At 42.2% G+C, this 15072-nt stretch carries 16 protein-coding genes; 14 read left to right on the top strand and 2 right to left on the bottom strand.

The features are described from left to right. The first annotated feature begins 12 nt into the window (after positions 1-12). The 6 genes from FMM05_RS06540 to FMM05_RS06515 all read left to right on the top strand — a co-directional run bounded on the left by FMM05_RS06540 (position 13) and on the right by FMM05_RS06515 (position 6490). The gene (locus tag FMM05_RS06540) at positions 13-465 is read left to right on the top strand and encodes an LNS2 domain-containing protein (RefSeq protein WP_143372540.1); all 453 of its coding nucleotides are present in this window, start codon (positions 13-15) and stop codon (positions 463-465) included. A gap of 3 nt (positions 466-468) precedes the next feature. Next, complete coding sequence (locus tag FMM05_RS06535; RefSeq protein WP_143372539.1) at positions 469-1263, top strand: (Fe-S)-binding protein; 795 nt, start codon at positions 469-471, stop codon at positions 1261-1263. 11 nt (positions 1264-1274) lie between these two features. Beyond that, entirely contained in the window at positions 1275-1757 is a 483-nt protein-coding gene (locus tag FMM05_RS06530) for an ABC transporter ATPase (protein WP_143372538.1), read from the top strand. 81 nt (positions 1758-1838) lie between these two features. Continuing rightward, the gene (locus tag FMM05_RS06525; protein ID WP_143372537.1) at positions 1839-4745 is read left to right on the top strand and encodes a glycoside hydrolase family 3 N-terminal domain-containing protein; all 2907 of its coding nucleotides are present in this window, start codon (positions 1839-1841) and stop codon (positions 4743-4745) included. A 189-nt stretch (positions 4746-4934) separates the two neighbouring features. Further along, the gene (gene bshA / locus FMM05_RS06520) at positions 4935-6068 is read left to right on the top strand and encodes an N-acetyl-alpha-D-glucosaminyl L-malate synthase BshA (RefSeq protein ID WP_143372536.1); all 1134 of its coding nucleotides are present in this window, start codon (positions 4935-4937) and stop codon (positions 6066-6068) included. After that, positions 6065-6490: a protease complex subunit PrcB family protein gene (locus FMM05_RS06515; protein ID WP_143372535.1), complete on the top strand. Its 426-nt coding sequence runs from the start codon at positions 6065-6067 to the stop codon at positions 6488-6490. Before bshA ends, FMM05_RS06515 begins: the two co-directional genes overlap by 4 nt. Before the next feature lie 215 nt (positions 6491-6705). Here FMM05_RS06515 and FMM05_RS06510 read toward each other — a convergent pair whose 3' ends face one another. Further along, positions 6706-7491 carry a hypothetical protein gene (locus tag FMM05_RS06510; protein ID WP_317129562.1) on the bottom strand — a complete coding sequence of 262 codons (786 nt, stop codon included), beginning with the start codon at positions 7489-7491 and terminating at the stop codon, positions 6706-6708. Between the two features lie 191 nt (positions 7492-7682). Between FMM05_RS06510 and FMM05_RS06505 the strand changes: the two genes are divergently transcribed. From FMM05_RS06505 to FMM05_RS06475, 7 genes are all read left to right on the top strand, one after another. Continuing rightward, on the top strand, positions 7683-8720 hold the full coding sequence (locus FMM05_RS06505) for a formimidoylglutamase (RefSeq protein ID WP_143372533.1): 1038 nt from the start codon (positions 7683-7685) through the stop codon (positions 8718-8720). Positions 8721-8885: 165 nt separating this feature from the next. Then, on the top strand, positions 8886-10163 hold the full coding sequence (locus FMM05_RS06500) for a DEAD/DEAH box helicase (RefSeq protein WP_143372532.1): 1278 nt from the start codon (positions 8886-8888) through the stop codon (positions 10161-10163). A 47-nt stretch (positions 10164-10210) separates the two neighbouring features. Next, positions 10211-10528, top strand: coding sequence for a hypothetical protein (locus tag FMM05_RS06495; RefSeq protein WP_143372531.1), 318 nt, complete (start codon positions 10211-10213; stop codon positions 10526-10528). Further along, entirely contained in the window at positions 10528-10803 is a 276-nt protein-coding gene (locus tag FMM05_RS06490) for a hypothetical protein (protein WP_143372530.1), read from the top strand. The genes FMM05_RS06495 and FMM05_RS06490 overlap by 1 nt, the downstream gene beginning before the upstream one ends. Then, positions 10804-11481, top strand: coding sequence for an ATP-binding cassette domain-containing protein (locus FMM05_RS06485; RefSeq protein WP_143372529.1), 678 nt, complete (start codon positions 10804-10806; stop codon positions 11479-11481). It abuts the gene before it with no gap. Beyond that, positions 11478-12317, top strand: coding sequence for an endonuclease/exonuclease/phosphatase family protein (locus FMM05_RS06480; protein WP_143372528.1), 840 nt, complete (start codon positions 11478-11480; stop codon positions 12315-12317). The genes FMM05_RS06485 and FMM05_RS06480 overlap by 4 nt, the downstream gene beginning before the upstream one ends. A gap of 3 nt (positions 12318-12320) precedes the next feature. After that, positions 12321-12674: a hypothetical protein gene (locus FMM05_RS06475; RefSeq protein WP_143372527.1), complete on the top strand. Its 354-nt coding sequence runs from the start codon at positions 12321-12323 to the stop codon at positions 12672-12674. A gap of 3 nt (positions 12675-12677) precedes the next feature. On the opposite strand, the gene hutI is transcribed toward FMM05_RS06475, so the two are convergent. After that, positions 12678-13913, bottom strand: a complete 1236-nt coding sequence (hutI, locus tag FMM05_RS06470; RefSeq protein ID WP_143372526.1) for an imidazolonepropionase — start codon at positions 13911-13913, stop codon at positions 12678-12680. A gap of 74 nt (positions 13914-13987) precedes the next feature. On the opposite strand from hutI, the gene corA reads away from it, so the two are divergent. Then, on the top strand, positions 13988-15070 hold the full coding sequence (gene corA, locus FMM05_RS06465) for a magnesium/cobalt transporter CorA (protein ID WP_143372525.1): 1083 nt from the start codon (positions 13988-13990) through the stop codon (positions 15068-15070). The last annotated feature ends 2 nt before the right edge of the window (positions 15071-15072 follow it).

Below are 15072 nucleotides of genomic sequence, written 5' to 3'. Positions count from 1 at the left end.
GTGACACATATAATGAAAAACGAGGATATCGAAAAGAACCTTCAGCCGATTACAGAAAATGGCGAACATTTAAGCCCAATATTGCCTCCGGGTATTAAAAACTACCTGATTGATATTGATGGTACCATTTGCGACGATATCCCTAACGAGGAGCCCGAAAGGATGGTTACTGCCGAAGTGTACCCCGATGCACTGGAAACGCTGAATGGATGGTATGACGAAGGGCATATTATATTTTTCTTTACATCGCGTACAGAAGCACATAGGGAAGTTACAGAAACCTGGCTTAAAGAGCACGGTTTTAAATACCACGGTATGCTTATGGGCAAACCGCGCGGGGGTAATTACCACTGGATAGACAACCACCTTGTTAAGGCTACACGATACAGGGGCAGGTTTACAAACTTAATTGAAAAAGAGGTTACCATTCAGGTTTTTGATGATGGTAAGCACGACGAAGATTAAATTATGACTCAGGAAAATATCACAGTTCCTACAATGGCCGATATGATGGCTACAGGGCAGCAGCCGGAAGTTTTATTCTGGGTGGGCTGTTCGGGTAGTTTTGATGACCGTGCTAAAAAAATAACCAAGGCGTTTGTTAAGATATTAAACAGCGCCAAGGTGACTTTTGCCGTATTGGGAACAGAGGAAAGCTGCACTGGAGATCCCGCTAAGAGGGCCGGTAATGAGTTTTTGTTTCAAATGCAGGCTATGGCAAACATAGAGGTATTAAACGCTTATGATGTAAAAAAAATAGTAACGGCCTGCCCGCACTGTTTTAATACCATTAAAAATGAATACCCCGGGCTGGGTGGTACCTATGAAGTGGTACACCATACCCAGTTTTTAAAATCGCTTTTGGATGACGGCAGGCTAACTGTAGAGGGCGGCCAGTTTAAGGGCAAAAAAATTACGTTTCATGACCCATGCTATTTAGGCAGGGCAAACAATATTTATGAGGCCCCCCGCGACCTTATAGAAAAACTGGATGCCGAACTGGTAGAAATGAAACGCTCCCGCCGTAATGGCCTTTGCTGTGGTGCAGGTGGTGCCCAGATGTTTAAGGAGCCCGAGCCGGGAAATAAGGATGTGAATGTAGAAAGGACAGAAGATGCCCTGGAAACGCAGCCTGAAATTATTGCAGCGGGCTGCCCGTTTTGCAATACCATGCTTACCGATGGTGTTAAAGCCAAAAACCGTGAGCATGATATTAAAGTAATGGATGTGGCAGAATTAATTGCCAATGCGAAGGATTTATAAGAAAAGAAATTATGTACGTTGAATTTGATACATTGCCAGAAGAGTCCAGGATTTGGATTTACCAGTCTAACAGGAAATTCTCGGATGAAGAAGTTGCCGAAATAGAAGCTGCCCTAAAGCAGTTCCTTGAAAACTGGGCGGCACATGGTGCCGGTCTTGAGGCTGGTTACGAGTTAAAATATAACAGATTTATAGTTATTGCCATCAACCAGGATACACAGGCTGCTACCGGTTGTTCTATAGATGCATCGGTGCAGTTTATACAGGCGCTTGAGGCTAATTATGGTGTAGACCTTCTGGATAAAATGAACGTTACTTTTAAACAGGGCGAATTTATTACCCACAAGCCCTTAATTGAGTTTAAAAAGCTGGCAAAAGATAAATCGGTTTCTGCTAATACTGTTGTGTTCAATAACCTTGTAAATACTGTAGGAGAGTACCGCGAATTTTGGGAAGTGCCTGCATCAGAGAGTTGGCACAGCCGTTTCTTTTAAGCATAAACATTTAAGCGATAATTAAGATCATCATTATGCTAAAGTAATGATGATTTATTTATTTAAAAATACCGAGGATTAATGAGGTTTTTTGCCCTACTATTTTTGTTTGCATTGCAGGCTGTATCGGCGCAGCAGGCTATGGTTTTTAATGATTATAAGTCGCCTGCCGAAAAAAAATGGACCGACAGTGTTTACAATTCTTTTTCGTTTGACGAAAGGGTGGGGCAGCTGTTTATGGTGGCAGCGTATTCTAATAAAGATTCTGCACATGTAAAAGGCATTGACAGGCTTATTTCCGATTATAAAATTGGCGGACTGATATTCTTTCAGGGTGGCCCTACAAGGCAGGCCAAGCTAACCAACCGTTTTCAAAAAAAATCTAGACTTCCTTTATTTATAGGTATTGATGCCGAGTGGGGTCTTAGCATGAGGCTCGACTCTACCTACCGATACCCTTGGAATATGACATTGGGTGCCGTTCAGGACCTTTCCCTTATAGAAAAGCAGGGCTACCAGATGGCAGAACAGGCTAAAAGGGTAGGCATCCATTTTAATTTTGCCCCGGTGCTGGATATCAACACCAATCCTGATAATCCCATCATTGGCAACCGTTCCTTTGGCGAAGACAAAAACAACGTTACCAACAGGGCGCTTGCCATGATGCGCGGTATACAAAGCAACGGCGTTTATGCTACCGGCAAGCACTTTCCCGGGCACGGCGATACTGCTACCGATTCGCATGTTGGCTTACCGGCACTTCCGTTCGATAAAAAGCGGCTGGATGATGTAGAGTTCTTTCCCTATAAAAAACTGTTTGCTGAAGGGCTTTCAAGTATCATGGTGGCGCATTTAAGTGTGCCATCACTGGAACCTACACCTAATTTGCCTACATCGCTTTCCTATAATGTGGTAACTAATATCGTGCAGCGTGATCTGGGCTTTAAAGGCCTTATTTTTACCGATGCACTTAACATGAAAGGGGCCAGCGGCTACATGCAGCCGGGCGAGATAGACCTTGAGGCCTTTCTTGCCGGTAACGATGTATTGCTTTTTGCAGAGAACGTTCCGCTTGCAATAGAAAAATTCCGCCAGGCTTATACCGATACCATTCTTACAGAAGAAAGGTTACAGTTTTCGGTTAAAAAAATACTGGCATACAAATACAGGGTAGGGCTTAACAAGTATAAGCCTATCGACCTGAAAGGCATCAACCAGGAGCTTAATGCTTCTAAATACGATGATCTTAATTACCAGCTGTATGAAAATGCCGTTACGGTATTAAAAAACGAAGCTGAAATCGTGCCTATTGCTGAGCTCGAAAATGAAAAGATAGCCTATGTAAAAATGGGCGACGATGATGGCGCTAACTACTTGGCTACGCTTCAAAAATATGCCGATGTTACCGAGGTTAAGGAGGACACGCTGACCGTGCTCACCAAAAAGCTCAAAGAATACAGTACGGTTGTGGTTGGCTACCACAAAGCCGATGGTGCCTGGAAAAAGCACGACTTTAGCAATAAAGAACTGGAGTGGCTGGATACCATTGCAAAAAATAAAAGGATAATCCTTACAGTGTTCGCCAAGCCGTATACGCTTAATAAGATAAAAGATTTTAAAAATATTGAAAGTGTTGTACTGGCCTACCAAAACAACAGCTTTGCACAAACTGTTGCAGCTGAAATTGTTTTTGGTGCTTTAGGGTCTAAAGGCAAAACGCCCGTATCTATTGGTACTACTTTTAAGGTTAATGATGGCCTCCACACCAAACAGATCAACAGGCTGGGTTTTACAACGCCTGAAAATGTAGGTATGAGTTCTGCTAAGCTTAGCAATATCGACCTGATCGCGGAGCGTGCCATCAAAGAAAAAATGACACCCGGCATACAGGTGCTTGTGGCGCGAAGAGGTAAGATCATCTACCAAAAATCTTTCGGTTACCATACATATGATACTAAAGATTTAAAGGTTAAGGATACCGATATTTATGATGTGGCATCGCTTACAAAAATGTTGTCTACGCTGCCAAACATCATGCAGTTGTATGATAAAGGCCAGTTGAAGCTTGATGAAAAACTGGGCGACATGCTGCCGGTTTTTTCCAGGACCGATAAGAAAAACATTGTTTTAAAAGATATGTTGCTGCACCAGGCACGTTTTCAGCCTTGGCTGCCGTTTTACCAGCAAACGCTTGATAGCTTAAAGCGTCCGGATTCGCTGTACTATAGAAAAATGTATAGTCCGGAATTCCCCCACCAGGTGGCAGAGAACCTTTTCTTAAGGGAAGACTATCCAACCATAATGATCGAAAAAATTGCTGAAAGCAAGCTGCTTGCTAAAAAAGAGTATAAATACAGTGACTTCTCGTTCATCCTGCTAAAAGAATTCTTAGAAGTTAAAACCGGTAAAACGCTGGATGTACTGGCTGATCAGGCGTTCTTTAAACCACTTGGGGCTAACAATACAACCTATAACCCGTTGCGTAAATTTGACATGAGCGCCATACCGCCAACGGAGATTGATAATTACTTTAGGTATCAAACCATACAGGGCTACGTGCACGATATGGCTGCTGCCATGCAGGACGGTGTTGCAGGGCATGCGGGGCTTTTTTCTAACGCGCAGGATGTTGCCAAGATCATGCAGATGTACCTTCAAAAAGGGAATTACGGCGGCAAACAATACTTTTCTGCTAAAACGTTCGACACCTTTAATACCTGCTATGAGTGCAAAGAAGGAAACAGGCGCGGTTTAGGTTTTGATAAGCCACAGATAGAAAAATCAGGCCCTACCTGCGGATGTGTGTCTAAAGCCAGCTTTGGCCACACCGGCTTTACGGGTACTATGGCATGGGCCGACCCGGAAACAGGTATAGTATATGTTTTCCTTAGCAACCGTACCTATCCAGAAGCAGGCGAAAACAGGCTGTCTAAAGAAAACATTAGAGAAGACATACAAAAAGTAATACAGGAAGCGATAATAGAGTAGTTATCGGTTGATGGTTGTCCGTTGATGAGTTTAACAGAGTCGCTCTGGCAACTGACAACTATCAACCGTCAACTTAACTAAAGAAATCCTGCTTTTTTGGAAGGTATTTATTACGTTAATTAAAGTACAAAAACGGTTTAGGCCGTTTTTTTTATTTAATTTCGTTGTTTTATTTTTGAATACTTTTTTATGAAAATCGCAATAGTTTGTTACCCCACCTTTGGCGGGAGCGGCGTTGTTGCAACCGAATTAGGTTTGGAACTTGCCCGCAGGGGACACGAGATACACTTTATAACATACAGGCAGCCCGTGCGCCTTGCACTGCTTAACCCCAATATACATTACCACGAAGTACACGTACCGGAATATCCGCTGTTTCATTACCAGCCGTATGAACTGGCGCTATCCAGCAAACTGGTAGATATGGTTAAGCTGCACGGTATAGAACTGCTGCACGTGCACTACGCCATTCCGCATGCTTATGCAGGCTATATGGCCAAGAAAATGCTTAAGGAGCAGGGTATTAAGATCCCTATGGTTACCACCCTTCATGGTACCGATATTACCCTTGTAGGCAATCACCCGTTCTATAAGCCGGCGGTAAGTTTCAGTATTAACCATTCTGATGTGGTAACGTCGGTTTCGCAGGACCTTAAAGATGAAACCTACAGGCTCTTTGATATTAAGCGCGAAATTTTTGTGATTCCTAACTTTATAGAAGTTAATCAGGAAAAATCGGCTAACACACCATGTAAAAGGGCTATTATGGCTCCGGGTGGCGAAAAGATAGTTACACACATAAGTAACTTTAGGGAAGTAAAACGCATACCCGATGTGGTTAAGATATTTAATGAGATACAAAAGAGCATCCCTGCCCGCCTTATGATGGTAGGTGATGGCCCCGAACGCGAACCTGCGGAAAAACTGGCGGAAGAGCTGGGTATTAGTGATAAGGTGGTTTTCTTTGGCAACAGCCATGAGATTAACGAGATACTTTGCTTTTCTGACCTGTTCCTGCTGCCTTCGCAAACGGAGAGCTTTGGCCTTGCAGCCTTAGAAGCGATGGCTGTTGGTGTACCGGTTATATCGTCTAACACCGGTGGATTGCCAGAGGTTAACCGTGATGGGTATTCAGGGTATCTTGGCAATGTGGGTGATGTACGAGGGATGGCTGAGAAAGCCGTCTCAATTTTATCGGACGATGATAAGCTTGCACAATTTAAAGCCAATGCCCTTGAGGTGGCAAAAGAATTTGATATTCAACGCATAATGCCTATGTATGAGCAAATATACCGCAGGGCACTAAAACAACAATTTGTATGAAAAAACTAATTACTCTTACCTGCTTTTTGGTCTTAATGGTTAGCTGTAACGCTAAAAAGGAGACAATTACAAACGATCCTAATGCCGGATTCGACGTTTTAAAGAAAGAAGCTTACGGCGGAAAAGATCAACCCGGCCATGCAACCATAAAATCTCAGGAAAAGCTCGCAGCATTGTACAAAGAGCTTAATGTTGAGGAAGTTCCGCAGATAGATTTTGCGTCGTTTAATGTTGTTGTATTGTATATGGGGCAAAAAAATACCGGAGGTTACAGTATAGATGTTGCTAATGTAGGTGTCAGCGGTAACACAGCGTATATTAAAAAAGTTGAGGCAGCACCTGAGGATATGGCAACTATGGCACTTACAAACCCGTATGTAATTGTAAAGGTTCCTAAAACCGATAAAGTAGTAGTAGAATAATAAGATGATATATAATATAGCCGCCTAAATTAATTTTTAGGCGGCTTTTTCTTGCGTGCGTATTTAAGTGTAAGTTATTATATTTTTAGAAGCTGCTAAACGTAACTATCGTTATTTATAAATTCAGATGCCGGTCTACGCCGATGTACCTGTAATAAATTGCAAAAAAAAGAGGCTGCCTAATGGCAGCCTCTTTTAATATAGTTTAACAAGTACTATTTAAGCGTAAATGTTTTGTTGCCAACAAGTTGGTCTTTATCAAAAACGTTTACAGTGTAAAGTCCTTTTGCAAAATCTTTACCGGCAATAGTTTCAGCAACTTCCATAGTTTTACCTTCATAAATAGCGTTGGTAATAAAGCTGTATGTAAGGGTATAGTCACCAAAAACTTCTGTTTTCTTTTCGCCTACTACGTTGTTTTTGCTGTCAATAACCTGTATATAATACATTTTGTTACCAGTTTTAGCTACTTCGTTAGCAGCAAGTGTAAAGCTCACTTTAAGCACATCTACACGTTTAGCTTTCTCAGTAGCAACAAGTTTACCGGAGCTTTTTTCTTTAAACGATTCGGCTTTAAGGTTAAGTACCTGCACTTTAGCTGCTTTTTCTACAGTCCTGCTAAGGTTTTCGTTTTGAGACATAAGCGTATCGTTATAACGCTTAGTTTCGCCTAAAGCTGTCATAGTGCTGTCGCGTTGAGTAGTAAGCGTACCATTCTCTTGCTTGAGCTTGTTATTTTCGGCAATAAGCTTATCCATATCACGCTTTAGCCTCCTGTAGTCGTCTTTAAAGTGCTGTAACGATTTTACATCACCTTTTGATTTTTCTACTTCGGCAATTAAACTTTCAATTTTTGCACGCTCTGCAACCAGCTCTTCGCTTAGCCCGGTGTTTTCTGCAATAGCAGCATCATAATTTGCTTTGGCAGCTTTAAGGTCGTTTAACAAACCTTCTTTTTCAGTTACTAATTTCTTTTCAGTTTTCTCACTATCTGTACTCATTTTGTACATATAAGCTAAACTTCCCACAAGTAAAATTGATAATACAATAATAATTGCCTTTAAACTTGAATTGCTTTTTTGGTTTTCCATCTTAAATTATTTTTTTCAAATTTATATATATTTTAATAGTCCGTTTTCTTTTTAACGAAAAATTAAAGAATTATAGTATTTTTGACTGCAACTTTACAGCTATGGAAAACATCATAAGGTTTACTCAGGCCGACCTAACTAAGTATACATCACAGCGCAGTGGAGAGATAAAATTTGGTGAGCGTATTCTTACACTTACCAATGATGCCACCCTGTTTGACGATATAGAAACCTCTGAGGCAGAATTTGTTCTGTTTGGGATACCCGAAGATATTGGCGTACGTGCCGACTATGGCAGGCCCGGTACTGCACTGGCATGGGAGCAGGCCGTAAAGAGCATTGTAAACCTGCAGCACAACAAATTTTGCAAGGGCGGAAGGTTATTAATTTTAGGCCAGCTTGATGTTGCCGCTGCCCAAAAAGAGGCAGAAACGCTTGATGCGGGTACTAAAGAAGGCCGCAAGCAGCTGATGCTTTTGGTAGAAAAAATTGATAAAGACGTTTCGCATATTATATGCCAAATTGTAAAATCGGGTAAAATACCGGTTGTAATAGGCGGAGGCCACAATAATGCTTACGGTAACATAAAAGGTACTGCCCTTGCGAAAGGCAAGCCCGTAAACGCTATAAATTTTGATGCCCATGCCGATTTCAGGATGCTGGAAGGAAGGCACAGCAGTAACGGCTTTTCTTATGCTTTTGAGGAAGGTTTCTTAAAGCACTACTTTATATTTGGGCTGCACGAAAACTATGTATCTAAAGGGGTTATGGAGAGCATAAAAAAATATGCCGAGAGGATACGCTACAATACTTACGAGCAAATTGCCATCCGCAAGGAAAAAGGCTTTGCCGAGGAAAAGGAGAAGGCCCTGGAGTTTATTCGCGAAGAGCCTTTTGGGCTGGAGATAGACCTTGATGCTATTTTAAACACAGCCAGCAGCGCCATGACGCCAAGCGGTTTCAGCGTAGAAAAAGCAAGGCAGTTCGTGCATTATTTTGGTAAGAACAACAACGCGGCCTACCTGCATATTTGCGAGGGCGCACCTAACTTTGGCTACGAAAATAACCCGCAGCTTACAGGTATGCTGATAGCCTGCCTGGTTACCGATTTTATAAAATCTAAAGAAATTAAACTTTAATTTTTTGTAAATAAAAAAGTTGAAAAAGCAGGAAATTATTCCTGCTTTTTGTTTGTTATACACCGGTAAATACCGCCAATAGCCTTATATATGCCTAAAGCTGGGCAAAAAGGCGTATCTTTGCCGCAGCTTGGCACTAACTGTTAAGCACTTAATACGTTTTAAATGAAATTTGAAGATCTTAATTTACTAAGAAATATACAACAGGCCCTAACCGAGGAAGGTTACGAAAACCCTACCCCAATACAGGAACAGGCCATACCCGTAATTATGGATGGGACCGACCTTGTAGGCTGTGCCCAGACCGGTACCGGTAAAACGGCTGCCTTTGCAGTGCCTATACTGCACAACCTGCACCGCATAGTGGGTTCTGCTACTAAAGTTAAATACATACGTGCCCTTGTAGTTACCCCTACCCGCGAGCTTGCCCTGCAAATTGGCGAAAGCTTTGATACGTACGGCAAATACACTAACATTCGCCAGCTTACTATTTTTGGCGGTGTAAACCAAGTTTCGCAAACCGATCAGCTTCGTAAAGGTGTCGATATCCTTATTGCTACCCCGGGAAGGCTATTAGACCTTCATAAGCAGGGTTTTATTAAGTTTGACCACCTGCATACACTTGTGCTTGATGAAGCCGACCAGATGCTGGATATGGGCTTTATCAACGATGTAAAGAAAATTATTAAACTTACGCCCGATAACAGGCAAACGCTGTTGTTTTCGGCTACCATGCCGGTGGCAATACGCGAACTTGCTGATACATTCCTTACTAAACCGCAGTATGTTTCGGTTGCGCCGATATCATCTACGGCGGAAAAAGTTAAACAACAGGTATATTTTGTAGATAAAGGCGATAAGCGCAAGCTCTTGTACCACCTTATCCGCAACGAAAACCTGGATAATGTATTGGTGTTTACCCGTACCAAACACGGAGCCGATAATGTAGTTAAGGCCCTTAAAAAGAACGGTGTAGAAAGTGGTGCCATTCACGGTGATAAATCACAGAACTCAAGGCAGCGCGTGCTGGAGGCTTTTAAAAATAAAGAAATACCCGTACTGGTTGCTACTGATATTGCTGCCCGTGGTATTGATATTGAAAGCCTGCCGTTTGTTATAAACTTTGACTTACCGAATATTCCTGAAACCTACGTTCACCGTATTGGCCGTACAGGCCGTGCCGGTAATAGTGGTTTAGCCATATCATTTTGTGCTAAAGATGAGAAACCTTATCTTAAAGATATAGAGAAGCTTATCCGTATGCAGATAAAGGTTATAGAAGGACACCCTTACCCTTACGGAATGGGCGAAGATGCCGAAAAAGAAGGCCAAAAGCCGGATTTAAGGAACAAGCAGCCCAAAACCGGACAGGGAGGCAACCAAAAGAAAAACAATTCAAGGAAGTCAGAAGCTTCTAAACAAAATAAAAAACGCTGGTACTAACCGGCGTTTTTTTATTAAATTTGGGTTTAACCAAATAAACCATACCAATGAGCATTGTTTACCACTACGCTACTGTTATAAAAGCAATCGACGAACTAAGGGAAAAAGGCTACACCGAAGATTTCAACATACAGGAAAACTGGCTGGCGTACCATTCGGGTAAATTTAGCCACGACGAATTTGAAATTACCCACCTTTACTTTTACGAAGGCGACAGCAACCCGGATGACGAGGCTACCGTATACGGCATAGAGTCTACATCGGGAGTTAAAGGAGTACTGGTTACAGGTAATGATGCCTTTCCTGAAAAAGCTTCCAGCAAAATTGTAGACAAACTACTGGTTCATAAAAAGGATAAGGAATAGTGATTCCTAAAGCGTTCTGGAATTACTACTTTACCATTAACGCCGTTAGTGTGCCGGCATCCGGTGTATTGGCAATATCTGGGCTGCATTGGTTCCCTATCGCGTTGTGTACTTTTGGCCCCTGCATGGGGCTTTTGGCGTACTACACATTTTACAGGCAGCATTATTATTTTTATTACAACCTGGGTTACACCAAAACCAGGCTTGCCTTTATGGTTTTTGCCCTCAACGCAATCATGGCCATACCGTTGCTTATTTTAATCCTGAGCTTTTAAATGAATACCCTTACCATAACACAACTTACCAAATCGTTTAAAGGCAAGGTAGTGCTTGATAATGCCGGCCTGCGCTGTACTACGAGTGATATATTGAGTATTTTTGGCAGTAACGGTTCGGGTAAGTCTACGTTGTTAAAGATACTATTCGGTACAGAAAAGGCTGATAGCGTCAGGATACAATTTAACGATGTTTATGTAGCGGCAAAGCACATTATCCCAAAGCAAATAATTGGCTACCTGCCGCAGGATCCGTTTATTCCTAAGGCATTAAAGGTCAGGGATGTCATTCCGCTATACTTTAAAGGCGATTTACAGGACAAAATATTTTATGCCGATGGCATCCACAAAATGACCAATACGCAGGTAGGAAAGCTTTCTATGGGCGAATTACGCTATTTAGAGCTGCTGCTTGTGGGCAATTTAAACCATTCGTTCCTGATGCTCGATGAGCCATTCTCTATGGTAGAGCCGTTATTTAAAGAAAAGATAAAGGAGTTTTTAATAACACTATCGGCAAATAAAGGTATTATTGTAACCGACCATTACTACCGCGATGTGCTGTCTATAAGCAACAAAAACCTTTTGCTAAAAAACGCACAGCTCATACCTGTTAACACAGAAAGCGAGCTGGCGGCTTTGGGCTACCTGCCTACTTCACAAAATATCTCAATATGAAAAAATTACTGATACTCGCTTTTACGCTTTCAACAGGTATAGCAGCTGTTGCGCAAAATATTAAGTTAATGAGTTACAACCTAAGATTGGAAACTACAACCGACGGCGATAACCAATGGAACAACCGTAAGGCCTGGCTGGCACAGCAGGTACTGTTTTACGAACCCGATTTTATGGGCGTGCAGGAAGCATTACCGCAACAGGTACACTACTTAGACAGTACATTTGCACACTACAGCTATATAGGTGTTGGCCGGGATGATGGCAAAAACCAAGGCGAATATTCGGCTATTTTTTATAATGATAAAAAGTATAAAGTTGTGCAGCAGTCAACGTTCTGGCTTTCGCAAACTCCCGATAAAGTCTCCAGAGGCTGGGATGCCGCCTGTAACAGGGTGTGCACCTACGGCCTGTTTGAAGACAAAACTACCAAACAAAAGCTATGGGTTTTTAATACCCATTTTGACCATATAGGCGATGTTGCCCGTGTAGAAAGTGCAAAACTTATAATCGCCAAAATAAAGGAACTTAACAAACAAAACCTGCCGTTTGTACTTACCGGCGATTTTAATTTAGAAGATGACAGCGAGAGCATTAAGCTTATAGCATCGCAATTAAAAGATAGCAAAGCCATTGCAAAACAGGTTTTCGGGCCGGATGGCACTTTCAACAATTTTGAATTTAATAAGCCGGTTACAAAGCGTATCGATTATATCTTTACAGCCAGTAAAGGAATAACTGTAAACAAATATGCCGTTTTAAGCGATTCTAAAAATTGCAGGTATCCAAGCGACCACCTGCCAGTGTATGCCGAGATCTCGGTATCAAAAAACTAAAATATGAGCAACGAAACATTAAGCGGCCTTATAACAGATAAAGGTTTTGATAAGTACAAAGATGCCCTGCAGGCCAAATGCGATACAGCGGGAATCGACTTTATTTACACTTATGGTAACGATGGCAAAAGCCTTACCGTATGGCTTAACTTTGGCAACATACCCGCCACCATTGCAGCCGATGTAAGTGGCAATATTACCTTTACCTACTTTCAGGGAGGCGGACGGGTACAGGACAACTTTAGCGATTTCACTGCTCAGGACTTCCTAACACTTGTAGACCATGCCTATTTATTTCTTCGCGACGGCGGTTTTGATGTACACCGCGAATGGTACAGCGCATTGCAGAAAGCATAATAACTAAATTATCTGCCCCTCAATAATAACCGTATCTATTAAGTTACTTCCAAAGGCATACGGCAACTGATAGTAGGAGGTAAGTGGTTTGGTAATGATAATGCTAGCACTTTTACCTACAGTGATACTGCCGTGGCTGTTACTTAACCTCATGGCATAAGCACCGTTTAGGGTGGCGGCATTAATGGCTTCTTCGGGAGTCATTTTCATTTTAATGCAGGCCGTTGCAACAACAAGGTTCATGTTGCCGCTTGGTGTGGTGCCGGGGTTAAAGTCGGTTGCCAAGGCAAGCGGCAATCCCGCATCCAGCATTTTGCGTGCGGGTGTGTAAGGGATACTAATAAAAAAGGAGCAGGTAGGTAAGGCCACCGGCATGGTATTACTGTTCTTTAAAGCTTCAATATCTTCATCAGTCACAATTTCAAGGTGGTCTACACTCAGGGCGTCGTGCTTAACGCAGGCGGCAATACCATCAATGGCGGTAAACTGGTTCACGTGAATTTTAGCACGCAGGCCGTACTTTTTGCCGGCATCCATAATACGCTCGGTTTCTGCTACCGAGAAATATCCCGTTTCGCAAAAGGCATCAATATAATCGGCCAGCTTTTCTTCGGCTATAGCCGGAAGCATTTCATTCACAATTAAATCGATATAACCAGAATGGTCTTCCTTAAATTCTTTAGGAAAGGCATGCGCCCCCAAAAATGTAGCCTTAATAGCAATAGGGTAGGCCTCGCGCAGGCGTTTGATAACACGCAGCATTTTAAGCTCGCCATCAACGGTTAGCCCGTAGCCCGATTTTATCTCAACAGCACCCGTACCCTGCTGCATGACTTCTTCCAGCCGTAATTTAGATTGTGCAAACAAATCGTCTTCGGTAGTTTCATTCAGCTTTTTAGCCGAATTTAAAATGCCGCCGCCACGGTTGGCAATTTCCTCATAGCTTAGGCCGTTAATGCGGTCTACAAACTCCTGCTCCCGGTTGCCGGCATACACAATATGGGTATGGCTGTCGCACCAGGCAGGGAGCACGGTTTTGCCTGTAGCGTCAATCAGCTGTGCATTGGGCAGGGTGGGGCAGGTATCCATTGTGCCAAAGCCTTTAATAATGTCGCCATCTAAATGCAGCCAGGCATTGTTAATCAGGGGCAGTTGCGCCATCTCGGCACCACTCAGTTTGGTTATTCCGCTTTCGCGGATTTGAAGTAATTCTTTTATATTGGTTATAAGGATAGGCATATTTAAACTTTTTGTAAAAATAAGAAGCGTTTTTAAAAAACTCCTATATTTATAGGATACAAATTTGCTTTTTAGTGAAAAGGATAGAATACAGAAAAGTACGCAAGGTACAGCCCAACTATTTTGAATATACCGGGGAGTATAAGACAGAGCCTGTAGAAATGCAGCTTTTTGTTTTTAATGAAGATGGGTATGAAGAATACAAGAACGTATCGTTAGACCGTGTGGTTAAGGAATGTAAGGACGAACTGCAAATAGATGATACCAAGTGGCTTAATGTGCATGGGCTTCATGATATTGAATTGGTTAAGCAAATAGGCGACCTTTTTAAGATAGACAGCTTAGTGGTGGGCGATATACTCAACGTATCGCGCCGCACGCGTATTGAAGAGCTGGGCGACGTGCTGTTCTTTAGTGTAAAATCGATACTGCCTGAAGAAGAAAACGGTAACATTAAGACTGAACAGGTTAGCTTTTTGCTGAAGGATGAAGTAATTGTATCATTCCAGGAAAAAAAGAGCGACTATTTTGAGCACATCCGTGGGCGTATCCGTACCGGTACGGGCATTGTTCGTAAAAAGAAAAATGATTTCCTGCTGTACCTTATGCTGGATGCCATTATGGAGAATTTTTTCATAACCATAGAAAAGTATGAGGGCAAAATAGAGCTGTTAAGTGACGAATCGAAATCGGCTACGCGCCGCAATTTTATAAGCGAGGTAGAAAAAACAAAAGACAACCTTATCTTTTTAAAGCGTGCCATAACGCCCTTGCGCGAAGCTTTATATAACCTTAAAAGCGCTAAAGAAGATGAGGAATACGAAACCATTAATAAAAGCACCCATACCTATTTTGCCCGCCTGCACCAAAAATGCCTTGAACTTCAGGACCAGATAGATTACGACCTTACCTCTTTAGACAGTGCGTCCAATTTTCATTATTCGGCGCAAAGCCAAAGGATGAACCAGATCATGAAAACCCTAACCATCTTTTCGGTTATTTTTATGCCGCTTACCTTTATAGTGGGGGTGTACGGTATGAACTTTGATAATATGCCCGAACTGCATACAGAGCACGGTTATTATATAGTGTGGGGTGTCATGCTGGTTACCATTATTTGCATGGTGTTTTATTTTAAAAAGAAAGACTGGTTTTAGTC

This window comes from Flavobacterium zepuense (assembly GCF_007097145.1).
GTDB lineage: Bacteria > Bacteroidota > Bacteroidia > Flavobacteriales > Flavobacteriaceae > Flavobacterium > Flavobacterium zepuense.
Note: the sequence above shows the minus strand (reverse complement) of the source record. Positions and strands in the feature narration are given on the sequence as shown.